This window comes from Myroides sp. DF42-4-2 (genome assembly GCF_030326445.1).
Classification (GTDB): Bacteria; Bacteroidota; Bacteroidia; order Flavobacteriales; family Flavobacteriaceae; genus Flavobacterium.
The window spans coordinates 1-15,528 of the sequence record NZ_JACAKI010000025.1; the positions used below are offsets into that span (position 1 = coordinate 1).

Sequence of the window (15,528 nt, forward strand, 5' to 3'; positions counted from 1 at the left end):
AAATTCTTCATCAAATCTGAACATAATAAGAATTATTTGTCGAATTTAGAGGTGTCCTAAAATAGGGAAGCCTACAGAAATATGTCCCAATCGAATAGCTTTCAAATCTAAACTTGAAATAGTATCTTCAAGATTAAGTTTATTACATCTTTCTAACATTAAAGTCCTTAAATTAGGAAAAACTGCATTTAATAACTCTCCACTTTTTAATTCTTTTGAAATAAGTAATATTTTCATAAAAGGATTAATAGATAATTTACTTAAGTCTAATGAAGATACTCTTACTATTTCTAAACTATTTTGTATATTTAAAAATTGGTGTTGCTTATTAGTGATCCCGCTCTCAATTCTAAAGTATTTTAACGTTGTAAATTTATTCAACACTTCTAATGAAATACCCTTTTTAAACCTATTCATTAGTTCTAAACTTTCTAAATGCTTAATATTTCCAAGTTGATCAAGAGTACTAATTATCCCCATATTAACTGCAATACATAAATTTTGGACATTACTTAGATATTGTAATGCACTTAAATCGCCTTCTTCCAAAAGTTTTTTTGTTTCGATTTCATACAGTACTAATATTTCGGAATACTTGACAAGAAGTTCATTTAGCATCCTCAAGCATTTAACATCATAATCTTTATTAATTATACAAATACTTGATGTGTTAATTAATTTATCCTCTAAGGTTAAAACATTCTCTTGGTTTATCTTTGAAAAAAAAAGTCTCTGCTTCATTATTATACTATTAAATGTACATGTCTATTTAGACCTATCCTTGGTCAATACTCTTGTTTTACCCTCTGGGTTATACATACTAAATCATCGCTTGGATGAATTGGCGGTATACAGGTCTAGGCATTAAACTATCACAACTCTTATGTTGTTCTTCTCCCCCAGTTATCTCGCGCAAATGCAGTCTCAATTTCAACAGGACAGCCTGATTAGACGCTGACACACTAGACATACCCACTTCACTATCAAAGGTAATGTCGCGAGTCAACTGATGTTCTTTTTGCCTATTTTCTTGCCCATTGCTCAACGCAATATCCACCGCCACCTTTTTTACCAAAAAGGAATCAAAGTAGTGAAAATTGGTGCGAATGATGGAGAAACTCGTGGAGTGCTCTACTAAAATACAAGGAAAAAACTCAATCATTTTCTTCTTCTTTACGGTAAGTTTTAAGTTGTCGTTTGAGACTATCTTTGATTATTTTAGCACTAATTTTCTTGCTGCAATACAGTAATTCAGCAGTAAAATCAAACTGTTGATTGGCTAGTAACGCATCAGCTATAAAGGACCACAAATTATCTTTTAAACTAAAGTCTGACGGAGCCCATCTCACCCTAGCTGGAATTGCATCCAACAGTTGTTGTAAGTGGGCAAAGTTCTCAGGTGTTTGATTGGCTTTGTTATAGCGAAAAGCATTGGTCAGAATTATTTCCTGCACGTACAAATTAGGAGCTTCAAACGCTAGAGCATTCAATAGTGTTTGAATAGTATTAAACGATTCCTTTTTCACTAAAGGCAAGAAAGCGGCGACATAATACGCAGGTCCAAAGGGTTTGTTTTGAACTAATGCCATTACCTCCTCTAAAGGGTGTTGAGCAGCATAGGTTTCGATAAAAATGGTCTTGATTTCCTCTAATTCATCGATATCTTTTCGGGCATCACATTTTTTTAAGATCTGAAGAAAATTTGCTTTTTCTCCACGACCAGCATAATAGTGTGCGAGTAATCGATAACTGCGGTAGTGATACGCCTTATCCTTTATTTTAGGAATTAGAGCTAGGCTTGTTTCAATATTGTCCTCTAACACTAGTTTTTCAATGGTAAAATTGACCAATCGACTCTGCAAAATTTCATCTGTTGCTGCTTCTATATAGCCTTGTAAAGACTGGGTAGATACGTTCTCATTTTCACAGGCTTGCAACAAGCGATAGACCACATCGAGAAAGGAATACGGATACCGTTGGTTGTGTACCTCAAGTGTTGGATCCGCCTGCTCAAGCACTTCAAGTGCTTGTCTAACGAGCTGTTGTAAGGATTTCCCTAACGTTTTTCCCTTTCTTTGTTGATCGAGAATAAGCGCTTTAGCCAGAAAGTCTTGGGTATCAATACGCGATATGACCACGTCATTGGACAAGGTATAGTCTTGCATCCAATTGATTAATTGGATACAGAGGGATATTTCTTCTTCTTGTTTCATAACAGCAAGTAAAAAAGACAAGTGAACTCGTCCTTTGTTTTTCTTTTTTATAAAAGTAAGCAAAAAACAGTAAACCTCGTTTGATACGCAGCCTTACTATACAAAGAAAGGATTCAACGCTTACTCCGCATATACTTTCTTACCTTTTTTAACTTTTTCAATTAAATCATGTCTTTTTCCTAAATACTCATCTTTAGAACATTCTTCTATAAAACTACTAATTTTAGGATCTTTTTTATCCCATTTAGACATTGCAGATAACAAATACTCCCTTGGATCAAAACTTCCAACCTCATGCTGTTCTTTTATAAGCGTTTGTTTTAAATTAACAGCATCAATAAGCGTATATATATCTTCTTTTTCAGGAATAATATCGTCAAACGCCAATACTGCTAAAGCTACTGAAAGAACAGATAAATTACCTTCTTTTAATAATTTCAATATTGGAGAAATATCTTTAATAGATTTTCTATTCATTCTCACATATGCTAAAGCTACTTCATGCGTAATCATATCATCTACCTGATTTTCTTCTAAAATACGCTCTAAATGAGGTAAAACGTTTTTATACTTAATTTTACCTATTGCTTTTATCATGATACACTGGGATTCCCAAGCTTTTGAATTCTTACTTTCTTTCAGATATGCTTGATATAATGAATCACCAAGGTCAACTACTCTAAACTCTCCTATCAATTTAGCAGCTTTTCTTCTTTCAGGTGCCTTCGTTGAATTCAAAAGCACCCTTAAATCCGCTGTACTTTCTTTTAAAACTTTTGCCATATATCTTCTTTATTTTTTCTATACATATTATCTTTAATATTCATTAAAGTTTTACTTTTTATTGGATAAAAACAAAAAGAGAGATAGGCGTATCACCCAATAACTAAACGTCACCAGCTTAATCCCTACACTGTCACAGTATTTTGATTGTGTTAATCCGCTTGCTTTCCAACCCTCTACATGAGAGTACATGATTTCTTATTTTACTTTCAAATTTGGTCATTCCTGGATGATTTGTTCCGTCTGTGATTGTAGCTAGATCTCTTTTATCAGTTCTTGAACCGCTATGGTTCTTTGCAATGAGGTGACCTCTTTGTTAATGATGAGGGTGTTCTCCTCCTTACCATTCAGGTGGGTTAATTCTATTTGAGGCATCTGTACCTGAACCGATAGATGATGAATTGACACAAATATACTCCTATTCGGTAATAAGGAGTTCCCCTTTTGCTTGTGTATAGCTTATTATCAATCAAAAATTTCAATGAATAGTAAGGTATTATAAAAAAAGTAGTTAGAGGTTGTATTAGGCGTCAAATAGGCTTATTTACAGCATATAAATTTGATTTTTTTTAGGTCAATCGCTCTTCTAATAAGCCTTTCTAACTACTAAAACCTTTATTGTCACTAGAATAATCATGGACAATTCTTGAAAAATGAATAGGATTTGTATCTAAATAGACCATTTGAAAGAAAAATACATTCTATTTTATTCATAAAATACCACCTATCGGGTATAAAATATTAATTTAAACACAAACTATACCCGAAGGGGTATTGTATTGTATTTTTACGTATATTTATACCTGAAAAGGTATAGATATGGATTCAATACAAGGATTTGTAAAGCAAAAGCGAAAAGAATTAAAACTCACACAAGAAGATTTAGCACTACATGCTGGTGTAGGCTTGCGTTTTGTACGCGATTTAGAACAAGGGAAGAAAACACTTCGCTTAGATAAAGTAAACGATGTGTTAGCCTTGTTTGGTAAAGAGGTTGGTGTAATTGATAAAACAAGAGAGTAATGGCACGACAAGCGAAAATATACTTTCAAGATCAACTAGCTGGTTATCTACTTGAAGGAGATGATGGATATTCGTTTTACTATCATCAAGATTACCTAAAAACACCTTTTTCTAAGCCAATTAGCTTAACCTTACCTCTAGCTGAAGAAACGTACCAAAGCAATGTACTCTTCCCTTTTTTTGATGGACTAATTCCCGAAGGCTGGTTATTGGATATTGGAGAAAAACATTGGAAGCTCAATCCTCGTGATCGTTTTGAATTATTAATCAACTTATGTAGAGACACGATTGGAGCGGTCTCAGTTTATCCGATGGAGGCGGCAAATCATGAATAACTGTTTATTTTGTTATCAGCCTGTCGAAACAGGCGACTATCATCCTGCTTGTTCAAAGAAATTCTTTGGTACTACCCAAGTTCCGATATTAGAACTAGACAAAGAAAAATTAGATCAATTAGCCCAAATTACAGTCAATGAACGATTGGCATTAACAGGGGTACAACCTAAAATATCTTTAAGTTTAAACAGTGAAAACGGTCATAAACGATTGACTTTAGTTGGTTTATGGGGAGATTATATCCTCAAGCCCCAGTCTCCTAATTTTGCTTTTATGCCTGAAGTCGAAGACTTGACCATGCATTTGGCCAAGCTATTTAAAATCGATACTGCAGCCCATGCTTTGATTCGAACGTCAACAGGAGACCTGGCTTATATTACCAAGCGTTTTGATCGGGTGAAAGGCAAGAAAATTCATGTAGAAGATTTATGTCAGTTATCAGAATTGCTAACGGAACAAAAATACAAAAGCTCATACGAACGCGTAGGAAAGATTATTAGACATTATGCTACCAATTCAGGGTTAGATGTAATTAAATACTTTAGACTTGTCTTATTTAGCTTCCTAACAGGTAACAACGACATGCACTTAAAGAATTTTTCGTTGATGCATACAGATAGAGGTATTTTGTTTTCACCAGCATATGATCTTTTAAATGTGAATCTAATCTTCCCTGAAGATAAAGAAGATTTAGCGTTAACCTTAGGAGGTCGCAAAAGAAAGATTAAACGTGCAGATTTTGATCAATTGGCTGTTAGTTTAGGTATTACAGAAATTGTAAAAAATAACATCTATAAAGACTTTTCGAAACAAACGAATAAGGTATATGATTTAATAGATCGAAGCTTTTTAACGAATGAGTACAAAGAAAACTATACGATGATCCTTCAGAATAAAATGAAACAAATTGAACTATAAAAAGCGAATACTAAAAAAAACAGTTGATTTTCCTTTGAATTACTTTGAAAAAAGTGTGGTGCAAAAACACTCAAAATCGGTGTAAATCCCTATGAATACTAGGATTTAATTTATTGCATATGTCCTTACTCCAAATCATATTAAACTAAAACCAAGGTGTGTATACTAGTACCCTTGGTTTTTTTGTTTACTGTTTCCTATTTTTTTACAATCGTTATTTGCTATGCACAAGCTACATGAATAGGATACAAACCTACATCCGTTGAAATTAAAATGAAATCCACCCTTCCCTGTTTTTCCACTATTTGTAAAACAAAAGCACAAAAGGCCTTGTTTCTCCATCAAAAAACAACACAAACAACTGTTATTCAGTTGTTTATTTGGTTTGGTTTTACTTTTGTTCGGGTCTTCTTCGGTAAACCTGCGTATTTACGGGGGTTTACCGCCCATTTACCGAAGCTGACTCGAACATGACTCGAACAAGACTAAAAGAAAAACCCTACCCAATGGCGCGGATTTAAAATCCGTGCCTTCCTCTATACATTCCATTGTGTTGGGTTATGAACTAGGCGCTATCAATATCCGTTGCTTTGTGTTTTGTTGTTTGTTCAACAACACCTTCACTTCCTTTTTTGCATTTATCTTTTCGTTAACTTAAAGTAAATATCGCAATTCCTTTGATTACTTCATATGCTACTTTCTTTTAATTTGTTTACGCGTTTATTGTTGTTGTCTCTTTGCTGTTTTTAGCCGTTAGGTTAACGACTTAATCTTCCCCCTTTCTGCCAAAAAATTCATTCAGCATAAAAAATTTACACTTATTAATTAGAATTATTCTAAATTATTTTACATTAGGCCACACTAATATAGATTCATTCTAAATAACAAACATTCTATGGTAATAACAAAAGAAGACAAATTAATAAGAGCTTTTTATATCGGGCTTTTTTTTACTTTTTCAACAATGGCTGTGTATGCCCAACAACTTACTATTAAAGTTAGCAATCAAGATTTACAAGCCGTTCAACAAGCTACAATTTCAATTAATGGAGACAACAAAGGGTTAACCGATGTAAATGGCGAGTTAACAATCGACTGGACGCCTTATGGAGATGCTACAGTTTTGGTTGTGGCAGACGGCTACGAAGAACAGCTGACAACAGTTTTAAAATCAGCGTTAAAAGCTGTACTACCCATACAATTACAGCGCGATAAATACGCCTTAGATGAAATTGTGATCACTGCCGGACGACGGGCCGAAAATATTGCAACGATTCCTTCCTCTGTCGTAATCATCAACCAAAAGGAAATGGAAAATCAGATGAGTGTAACGACCAATATCGCAATGATTTTAAGCAATCTTGTTCCTGGCTTGGGAAGTGCTACCAATAAACTAGCTTCTACTGGACAAACATTGAGAGGCAGACCCCTACTTGTTTTAATTGATGGAATTCCTCAATCTACTCCCCTTATGAATGGATCAAGAGATATTCGATCCATCGCCCCTTTTGCCCTTGAAAGAGTGGAGGTGATCAAAGGGGCTACAGCTATCTATGGCAATGGCTCTACAGGGGGAATAATTAACTATATTACCAAGAAAAAACAAGGCAATCAGGTAATTGGAGGGACTACTGTTTTAGGAACTTCGTTTAATCCTGCACACAGTAGTGGTACCCTAGGGTACAAAATCTCCCAATCTCTGGGGGGCAAGTATAAAAAGTGGAATTATATTGTAGGAGCTTCGTTGGATTATACAGGGGTTCAACGCGATGGTGAAGGGGTAATTCTCGGTCAAACTGATGGATTATCCAATACCTATCAAAAAAATGTATTCGCTCAAATAACCTACGATATCAATGACAATTCCTCTATTCGCGCTTTTTACAATGGATATGCTAGCACCCAACATGCTAGATACATCAGTAAAGTAGGAAAATATGGAAGTGAACCAACGATAGGTATTGCTGGTGTTGATCCTGGACAACCTGGAGGAACACCGTATAATCACAATTTTATGTTGGGCTTTACACAGCGCGATTTGTTTCTTGACACCCAAGTCGATGTGTCCGTCTATATAAATTCATTTCGCTCCATGAATCGCTATCAAGAAAAGGGATCTGCCTGGTATGGTCCTGGACAATCAAGAACGAACGCAGCTAAAAAAGGAATTAGGCTAAACCTCAACACTCCTTTTATTTTAGTCAACAGACCAAGTGAAATCACCTATGGAATTGATGTATTAAGCGATAAAACAAATCAAGATTTAACAGATGGAAGGGTCTATATTCCCCCTATGCATATGGTGAATATAGCTCCTTATGCTCAGCTAAAAATAGATGTGCTAGACCATCTAATTTTTAAAGGAGGAATCAGATATGAAAATGCCAAGGTAGAGGTGAAAGATTTTAATACGATCGCTTCAGGACCGAACAATGAAGGAAGTATTTTTGTGCAAGGAGGTCGTATTCCATATAAAACAACCCTATTCAATGTCGGACTTCGCTATAACAAATACGAAGTATTTAATCCCTTTGTGAGCTTTTCACAAGGATTTGCTATTAACGAATTGGGACGTATGTTAAGACGAGCAACTGAAAATACATTAGATCAGTTGGAGACAAAACCAATTATTACCAATAATTATGAAATAGGTTTTTCAAGCAGATGGTCTATATTCAATTTTACAGGTGCTTATTACATCAGCACATCAAAATTAGGCGCTAATTTGGTTGATTTCAATGGATACTTAGTTGCACAAAGAGAACCTGAACGCGTACACGGTTTTGAAATTACAGCAGAAGCAGTTTTGTCTCCACAATGGACCCTTGGTGGTTCTTATGCCTATGTAGAAGGAAAGGCAAAATTTGAAGACGGAAGTGAAGTCTATCTTAATGGTGGACGTATTTCTCCTCCTAAAGCAACAGGATTTGTGTCCTATACTCCAACTGATAAATGGAACATTCAACTGTATTGGTTGTATTCCGGGAATCGAAATCGATTTGATGCAGATGAAAAAGGAAAATACAAAAACAGTGAAGGCGTCGTCAAAGCGATCAACCTATTTAACTTAGCCACTTCCTATACAATCAACAAAACTTGGAAGGCTAGTATTGGTATCGAAAACCTCTTCAATACTACTTATTATCCCGTTGTGAGTCAATATCGCGCTTTGGATAACAATTACATCAGAGCTAATGGCATACAAACCAGTTTGAGTGTACAATACAATTTTTAAACATGAAGCAATTCTTTTATGCATACCCTGTTAAAACGATAGTTTTACATCTCTTAGTAACGAATTAGAATATAAAAACCGCAACTTCATTGTTGCGGTTTTTGTTTGTCATGATTTAATTCTATCTAAGGCAACTAAGTTGCACTATTATTTTAGTATTTATAAAGTAAAGTACTACATCTTATTCAACTTCTAAAAACGCTGCAACTTCTTCCACTGTACTCCTAGCAGACCTCCCTACTCCAATTAATGTAGCAGATGCAAAACCTGTCCAATCACCATACCCTACAAGCCACAAACCATTAATTCCTTCAACTTTGTTGCTATTATTGGTGTTTACGCTGCCATCTGCCTGAACAATTCCCAGAGGTTCTAAATGCTGTAATGCTGGTTTAAATCCTGTACACCAAATAACAACATCAACGTTTTCTTCTTCTCCACTTTTCCAGACAACACCTGTTTAAGTAAAGCGCTCAATCTCTCCTTTGCTATGTAAAACACCTCTACCTCTAGCATCTACAACAGGGGGAACCATAACAATATTGCTTACATTATATTTTGCTTGTACCTGATCGTTGCCCGCCTTTTGCTCATTATATTGTTGCGTTGCTTCATCGAAAAGTACCCTTCCATCCACATCATCAGGCAAAAAAGCTGGTGCTCCTATTGTTGACCATGCAACTGCCGTATACTTTGAAACTTCCGCTAAAATTTGAGCTCCAGAATTACCTCCACCAATGACCAATACCTTCTTGTTTATAAAATCTAAAGCATTTTTATAATAAGCAGAATGTAATTGTTTGTTTTTAAACTGATCTAAACCTGAAATGACAGGAACAAAAGGACTCGCCCATGTTCCTGTAGCGGATATTACTGCTCTTGCTTTAAAATCGCCAATCGAAGTTTTTAAAGTAAATCCTCCCTCCTGTTTTAAAACTGCTGTAACCTGAACAGATCTTTGTATAGGGAGTACATATTTAGACTGATAATCAACCATGTAAGAGATAACCTCGTCTCGAACAGGGTAATAGTTTTCTGATTTAGGAAACATAAAGCCTGGTAAAGAGCTAAACTCAGCAGGAGAAAACAAAGACAAGGAATCCCACCCGTGAATCCAAGCTCCTCCAGGTTGAGCTTGCTGATCTAAAATCAAGTACTTTATTTGTGTTCTTCTTAAATAGAACCCACAAGCCAAAGCACTTTGACCACCACCAATAATAATTAAATCATACTCATTTTGATCAACTTTATTTTCATTTACAACACTTCTCATAACGGTTATATTTTACTTGGCATAATACTTCTTCTTCATCCATAAACTCACGCGCACAAGGAGAATCAGTACAGGCACCTCAACTAAAGGACCGATAACTCCTACAAAGGCTTGAGGCGAATGTATCCCAAATACAGCAATTGCAACAGCAATCGCTAATTCAAAATTATTACCTGCAGCAGTAAAAGAAATAGCCGCATTTTTGTCATAATCTACCTGCATGGATTTGTTTAAGAAGAAACTAACAAAGAACATCAATACAAAGTAAATAACAAGGGGAATAGCAACCTTCACCACTTGCATAGGTAATTGAACAATTTGCTCTCCTTTTAAGCTAAACATCAGCACAATGGTAAAAAGCAAAGCATATAGAGTAAAGGGTGAAATAAAAGGAATAAACTTGCGCTTAAACCAATCTTCGCCTTTTCTTTTAATTAGGTACGTATGGCTCAAAAATCCCGCTAAAAATGGAATACCTAAATAGATCAGCACACTTTGTATTACATCGCTCATCTTAATAGAAATAGCATATTCAGCAAACCCAAAATAGGCAGGTATTACATTGATAAAAAGCCAAACAAAGAAGCTATAAAACAGTACTTGGAACACACTATTTAATGCAATCAGCAAGGCTGCATACTCTCTATTTCCCTTTGCTAAATCATTCCACACAATTACCATGGCAATACATCTTGCTAAACCAATAAGAATCAAACCAACCATATAATCTGGTTCGTCCCGCATGAAAATAAGGGCTAAGACAAACATTAAAACTGGACCTACAATCCAGTTCAAAAACAGCGATAAGCTCAGTACCTTTTTATCCTTAAACGCTAGAGGCAATAGATTATAATCCACCTTAGCTAATGGAGGGTACATCATGATGATGAGCCCTATAGCCAACGGAATATTAGTCGTTCCAATAGACAGTTTATCCATCACATTAGAAACACTTGGAAATAGATTTCCTAAGAGGACACCTATCCCCATAGCTAAAAATATCCATAGGGTTAGGTATCGATCTAAAAATTTCATTCTTACTTGCATCACTTACTTTTTAATTTGGGATAAGATGTAAAACATTTCACTTGCAATTTCAAGACTCCGATTATAATATCCTTCTTTTTGGTTTACTGTTCCATCAAATTCCTTAGGATCTTCAAATGTCATCGGAATTCTTCGCTCAGCACCTGCTATAAAAGGACAACCTCCATCAGCCTGTGAACAAGTCAAAACAGCTGCAAAATCACTACTTGGATTAAAAGTAGCATCGTACTTCTTAGAAAAACCAATAATAGGAACTTCATTATCATCATACTTTATCGCATAAATAGGATTTTCTCCTGCTGCAATTTTAAACACTGCAAGTCCTTGTTCTTTCAGAACTGTAACAACCATTGGATACATCGCTGTTTGTTCAGTTCCTCCTGAAAAACAAGTAACGTTGGGAATTGCATAATAACTTGCTGCTACTTGCATCCAAATTTGGGCTAAATGACTTCTTCTTGAATTATGTGTACATATAAAATTGATTCGAATTGGAGATTTTGAATCAACCTTAGATTGAATATAAGCTACTAAGGGAGCCAATACTTTTTTTCTACTATCACTTATCCCTTGTGACTCAAGCCTAGTGCTAATTGTAGTTGATAATGTTGTATACATCTTCTGTCACTTTATGATTAACAACAGCCAGAGCTAGGATCACAACAACTAGTTGGAGCTACCTGATTACTTGGTGTAATTCCACAAGCATCTTCAGCTAAACAAGCAGTCAATGTGTTCTTTAATAGAAAGTGAGTTCCATTAAATGCCAAGAAATACTTTCCTATTGTCTCTTTCCCCTGAACCTCTACTTCAATCTCGGCATCTACAATCCCCAACTTGGTCTCAGATAATTTAATGATGTTAAGTAACTTCCCTGCCTTTAAACGATGTTCATAATCATCTGCATTCCACAATTGGAAGCTAACTTTAACCTCTTCTCTTATTGTTCCTCCACAGTCAATGTATTTTTTTACCACTTGACCTACTTCTGTTACATGGTAGTGTTCTGCGACAAACGTTCCATCTTCAAATTGAAAATCTATTCGATCTAAATTTCCTAAAACTGCTTTTACTTCTGATAATTTCATACTATACTTCTATTTGGTTTTATTATAAACGTAATATTACGATGATAGGGAATAAAAAATATTAACAACAACCTTCTGACTGGATTTTTTGAGCGAAAAACACTTTAAATTCCTCAAAAAATTCATTCCATACTACCTCGTCAATACAATAGCAAACCGACTTACCTTCAATGGTTCCTTTGATAAGCCCACTATTCTTAAGCTCTTTTAGATGCTGTGAGATCGTGGCTTGAGCTAACCCCAACTCTTCTACCAAATCATTGCAAATACAGGCCTCTTGATTGATAATATACTGGAGAATGGCAAGTCTAGCTGGATGCCCTAAAACCTTAAACATAAGTGCTAACCTATTCTTTTTATCGCTAAATAATTCTGATTTTGTTACGCCCATAGCCTTTTACTTTATATCATATCGCAATATTACGATATATAGTTAAATGGACAAAGTGTTTTATCATTTTTTCTCAGTTATCACTCGAATAATAGGAAGTAAGAGTATAGGTAACAGCAGTATAAAATTCTATATTGGGCTTCAAAGTCTAGTAAACGTATGAGTAAAAACCGTTAATTCTGTCATTTTCTCGTAATCTTATACGTACAGCGCTGTGCACCATCGAGGATGTAATCAATGCGTTCGGTTTGGTAGTCCTCCCCGATGAGCTGTTTGAAGTTTTTGAGTTCACTGCGACAGAATCCTTGGCATACTGTAGCGGCAGCGCATATGGGACAATGATTTTCAATTAGATAATAACTGCCATCAGCTTCTTTCTTCCACTCTGCCATATATCCCTCTTGGGTGCGTACATTCGTTAAGCGATCTAGCAGTTCCTCTATGGAAGTAGTCGTGCCAATCACTTCCTCATAGTGCCCATAGACTTTCTTTTCTCGATCTGTAATCAACAAATCAAGGGCATTTTCACCAAAGAGTCTACGGATAGATTCAATCATCTCCACCGTGACTTGAGCGTGCGTATCTGGAAATTTGGAGCGCCCACCACTTGTGAGGGAATAATATGCAACAGGTCTTCCCACTCCTTCGCTTTTAAATTCTACTTCTACCAAGTTTTCCTTTAGAAGCTTCTGTACGTGCAAGCGCGCGCCTTCTTTTGTAATTCCCAATTCATCAGCAAGTTCCGCTGCACTTGCAGTACCTCGCATTTTTAATTGCATCAATAGTTGATCTGTGGCGCTCTTTTTCATTAACCAAACAAAATATTGTTTTATTATTCAAACAAAGGTATCTATTTTTTTATCAAACTACACTATTCACCTCGTATAAAGTGAATCTAGGCTAAAGGTATAGTGGTGAGTTTATCTGAATAAAACAAGTAAAAACTTGGTTTATTAAAAATTACCCGTACTTTTGTTTCCAGATTATAATTTAATACCTAAAAACCATGAGTACATTTAATTTACCAACCCTTCCTTATACGTATGACGCCTTAGAGCCTCACTTCGACAAAGAAACGATGATGATTCACCACAGCAAGCACCACCAAGCCTATGTTACCAACCTCAACAACGCTTTAGTGGGTACTGGGAGTGAAACAAAAGCAATCGAAGACATTTTAGCAGAGATCAGTACACATTCAGCTGCTGTACGCAACAACGGCGGAGGACATTTCAATCACAGCTTGTTTTGGAGTCTACTTTCACCGACGCCAAAACCAGCAGCAGAAGGTGCATTAGCTACGAAAATCACCGAGACTTTTGGTAGTATGGATGCTTTGAAAGCAGAAATTACGAAAGCTGGAATGGGACAATTTGGATCAGGTTGGTCTTGGCTTTATGTTAAGACAGACGGATCTCTGGCTGTTTCAGGGACACCAAACCAAGACAATCCTTTGATGGATATCAACCCAACTCAACAAGGCTATCCTATTTTAGGAGTAGATGTATGGGAACATGCGTACTACTTACAATACCAAAATAGAAGAGCCGATTACCTCGATGCTTTCTGGTCCGTATTGGACTGGGCTGTAGTTGAAAAAAACTATGAGCAAGCACTTTCAAAACTATAATAACCTCAAAGCCTTGTTGCTGTCAACAAGGCTTTTTAAAATGCTAAAAATATGTCAGTAGAAACGATACACAACAAAGTAACCGCTTCGGGTATTATAGCCTTCGATTTACTAGCGTATAAACCCACTGTCGAAGTAGTTGGTTTAGATATAAAACAATTGCTCTACATGGAGATGATTATCAAGGAGAAAGAATTCAGAATTGCGCTTGCTCAACTAGATTTCACTGCATTTTACCAAAAGGCTGTTGCGGTGTATTGCTCTGTTGACGCGATTATTCCACAATGGGTATACATGGTCCTGGCGGATAAGCTATATGATCAAGCGGCTCACTTTAAATACTCAACGGTGGAAGCCCTCACACTCGAATTGTGGGAATCTCAAGTACAACAAGCAGACCTCACTCCTTTCAAGGATCAAAAAGTAGTGGTTCGAGCCAATCCCGACATTCCAGACTCTCTTTATATTGAGGCTTCCAAAGTGCTAAAACCAGTAGTCAAGTCGCTCTTATACGGAGAAATTGGCATGCCCAAAGTGATTTTTAAATAACAATGTTATAGGGTAATACAGCAAGAGGGTTCTAGCATTGCTAGAACCCTCTTGCTTATTGTATCTTATTTTTTTTATTCCATACGCGGTAGACCTAATTAAAACATAGGGCTATTATTTAATAACGCCAAGCTAAGATGCGACTTACTTTATTGCCTTGTTCCATGGTAATAATGCGTACTTCTGCTGCTTCAGAACGCTTGAGTAAGGCTTGCAAGGGCTTTAAATTATCCTTGTTGGAAACAAGCGTGGTATACCAAACGGCATTGCGCTTAAAGTGTTTACTCTCATAGATATAGTTGGTAATAAACGCCTTTTCACCTCCTTCACACCACAATTCATTGTTCTGCCCGCTGAAGTTTTGTACGGGTTTCCCTACAACTTCTTTCCCTAAATTTCGCAGCTTTTGTGTGGTTTTAGCCAACACTTCGGCTCGGGAAGAAAAGAAAGGGGGATTGCAAATCACCAAATCAAAGTACGCTTTGTCGCTCATTATATTTTTCAGAATATTTCGCTTACTCGGTTGTTGACGCAAGCTAACTTTGTTTTTAAGGTGAGGGTTATTGCTAACAATATGCTGAGCCGTTTGCAGAGAAACCACATCTACTTCTGATCCCACAAAATCCCAACCGTATTCTGCTACTCCAATAATGGGATATATCACATTGGCACCAATACCTAAGTCCAATACTTTTACTCCTGCTCCCGTTGGTATTTTACCACTATTGCCTTCGGCAAGCAAATCCGCAACATAGTGAATATAATCAGCTCGTCCAGGAATAGGCGGACATAAATTGGTTTTAGGCATTTCCCAATACGTCATCTTGTAATCCTTCATCAAAATTGCCTTGTTGAGTAATACAACGGCTTCTGGAATGGCAAAATCAATCGTATCTACACCCGAAGGATTTTTGTGAATAAAAGCTTCTAATTCAGGTACAACAGCTTTTAGCTGGTCAAAATCATATCGCTCTTGATGCTTATTGCGCGGGTGTAACTTCTTTTGTTTTGGCTTAGCGTCTCTCATTATCTCAATCTTTGT

18 protein-coding genes are annotated in these 15,528 nt (G+C 36.2%); 6 read left to right on the top strand and 12 right to left on the bottom strand.

What is annotated here, in order from left to right; translation table 11 throughout:
- Positions 1-45: 45 nt before the first annotated feature.
- The 5 genes from HX062_RS14375 to tnpA all read right to left on the bottom strand — a co-directional run bounded on the left by HX062_RS14375 (position 46) and on the right by tnpA (position 3,188).
- Positions 46-741 (bottom strand): hypothetical protein, encoded by a 696-nt coding sequence (locus HX062_RS14375; protein WP_286467873.1) that lies wholly within the window; start codon positions 739-741, stop codon positions 46-48.
- 79 nt (positions 742-820) lie between these two features.
- Positions 821-1,162 carry a hypothetical protein gene (locus HX062_RS14380; RefSeq protein WP_286467874.1) on the bottom strand — a complete coding sequence of 114 codons (342 nt, stop codon included), beginning with the start codon at positions 1,160-1,162 and terminating at the stop codon, positions 821-823.
- Positions 1,155-2,213 (bottom strand): hypothetical protein, encoded by a 1,059-nt coding sequence (locus HX062_RS14385; protein WP_286467875.1) that lies wholly within the window; start codon positions 2,211-2,213, stop codon positions 1,155-1,157. Before HX062_RS14385 ends, HX062_RS14380 begins: the two co-directional genes overlap by 8 nt.
- Before the next feature lie 120 nt (positions 2,214-2,333).
- Positions 2,334-2,996: a hypothetical protein gene (locus tag HX062_RS14390; RefSeq protein ID WP_286467876.1), complete on the bottom strand. Its 663-nt coding sequence runs from the start codon at positions 2,994-2,996 to the stop codon at positions 2,334-2,336.
- Between the two features lie 51 nt (positions 2,997-3,047).
- A complete protein-coding gene (gene tnpA / locus HX062_RS16255) occupies positions 3,048-3,188 on the bottom strand; it encodes an IS66 family insertion sequence element accessory protein TnpA (protein WP_430530046.1) in 141 nt (46 codons plus the stop codon).
- 627 nt (positions 3,189-3,815) lie between these two features.
- On the opposite strand from tnpA, the gene HX062_RS14395 reads away from it, so the two are divergent.
- From HX062_RS14395 to HX062_RS14410, 4 genes are all read left to right on the top strand, one after another.
- Positions 3,816-4,019 (top strand): helix-turn-helix transcriptional regulator, encoded by a 204-nt coding sequence (locus tag HX062_RS14395; RefSeq protein WP_286467877.1) that lies wholly within the window; start codon positions 3,816-3,818, stop codon positions 4,017-4,019.
- A complete protein-coding gene (locus tag HX062_RS14400) occupies positions 4,019-4,354 on the top strand; it encodes a HipA N-terminal domain-containing protein (protein ID WP_286467878.1) in 336 nt (111 codons plus the stop codon). Before HX062_RS14395 ends, HX062_RS14400 begins: the two co-directional genes overlap by 1 nt.
- Positions 4,347-5,273, top strand: coding sequence for a HipA domain-containing protein (locus HX062_RS14405; protein ID WP_286467879.1), 927 nt, complete (start codon positions 4,347-4,349; stop codon positions 5,271-5,273). Before HX062_RS14400 ends, HX062_RS14405 begins: the two co-directional genes overlap by 8 nt.
- 895 nt (positions 5,274-6,168) lie before the next feature.
- Complete coding sequence (locus tag HX062_RS14410) at positions 6,169-8,508, top strand: TonB-dependent receptor (protein WP_286467880.1); 2,340 nt, start codon at positions 6,169-6,171, stop codon at positions 8,506-8,508.
- A gap of 460 nt (positions 8,509-8,968) precedes the next feature.
- On the opposite strand, the gene HX062_RS14415 is transcribed toward HX062_RS14410, so the two are convergent.
- The 6 genes from HX062_RS14415 to HX062_RS14440 all read right to left on the bottom strand — a co-directional run bounded on the left by HX062_RS14415 (position 8,969) and on the right by HX062_RS14440 (position 13,116).
- Positions 8,969-9,781 carry an NAD(P)-binding domain-containing protein gene (locus tag HX062_RS14415; protein WP_286467882.1) on the bottom strand — a complete coding sequence of 271 codons (813 nt, stop codon included), beginning with the start codon at positions 9,779-9,781 and terminating at the stop codon, positions 8,969-8,971.
- Positions 9,782-9,793: 12 nt separating this feature from the next.
- Positions 9,794-10,828 (bottom strand): ACR3 family arsenite efflux transporter, encoded by a 1,035-nt coding sequence (arsB, locus tag HX062_RS14420; RefSeq protein ID WP_286467883.1) that lies wholly within the window; start codon positions 10,826-10,828, stop codon positions 9,794-9,796.
- Positions 10,829-10,831: 3 nt separating this feature from the next.
- Positions 10,832-11,446 carry an arsenate-mycothiol transferase ArsC gene (locus tag HX062_RS14425; protein WP_286467884.1) on the bottom strand — a complete coding sequence of 205 codons (615 nt, stop codon included), beginning with the start codon at positions 11,444-11,446 and terminating at the stop codon, positions 10,832-10,834.
- A 17-nt stretch (positions 11,447-11,463) separates the two neighbouring features.
- A complete protein-coding gene (locus tag HX062_RS14430; protein ID WP_286467885.1) occupies positions 11,464-11,916 on the bottom strand; it encodes a DUF6428 family protein in 453 nt (150 codons plus the stop codon).
- A gap of 61 nt (positions 11,917-11,977) precedes the next feature.
- Positions 11,978-12,307: an ArsR/SmtB family transcription factor gene (locus HX062_RS14435; protein ID WP_286467886.1), complete on the bottom strand. Its 330-nt coding sequence runs from the start codon at positions 12,305-12,307 to the stop codon at positions 11,978-11,980.
- A 182-nt stretch (positions 12,308-12,489) separates the two neighbouring features.
- Complete coding sequence (locus HX062_RS14440) at positions 12,490-13,116, bottom strand: helix-turn-helix transcriptional regulator (RefSeq protein ID WP_286467887.1); 627 nt, start codon at positions 13,114-13,116, stop codon at positions 12,490-12,492.
- Between the two features lie 197 nt (positions 13,117-13,313).
- On the opposite strand from HX062_RS14440, the gene HX062_RS14445 reads away from it, so the two are divergent.
- Positions 13,314-13,937, top strand: coding sequence for a superoxide dismutase (locus tag HX062_RS14445; RefSeq protein WP_286467888.1), 624 nt, complete (start codon positions 13,314-13,316; stop codon positions 13,935-13,937).
- A gap of 51 nt (positions 13,938-13,988) precedes the next feature.
- A complete protein-coding gene (locus HX062_RS14450) occupies positions 13,989-14,486 on the top strand; it encodes a DUF2480 family protein (RefSeq protein ID WP_286467890.1) in 498 nt (165 codons plus the stop codon).
- 118 nt (positions 14,487-14,604) lie between these two features.
- On the opposite strand, the gene rlmF is transcribed toward HX062_RS14450, so the two are convergent.
- Positions 14,605-15,513, bottom strand: a complete 909-nt coding sequence (gene rlmF, locus HX062_RS14455; protein WP_286467891.1) for a 23S rRNA (adenine(1618)-N(6))-methyltransferase RlmF — start codon at positions 15,511-15,513, stop codon at positions 14,605-14,607.
- Positions 15,514-15,528 lie beyond the last annotated feature (15 nt).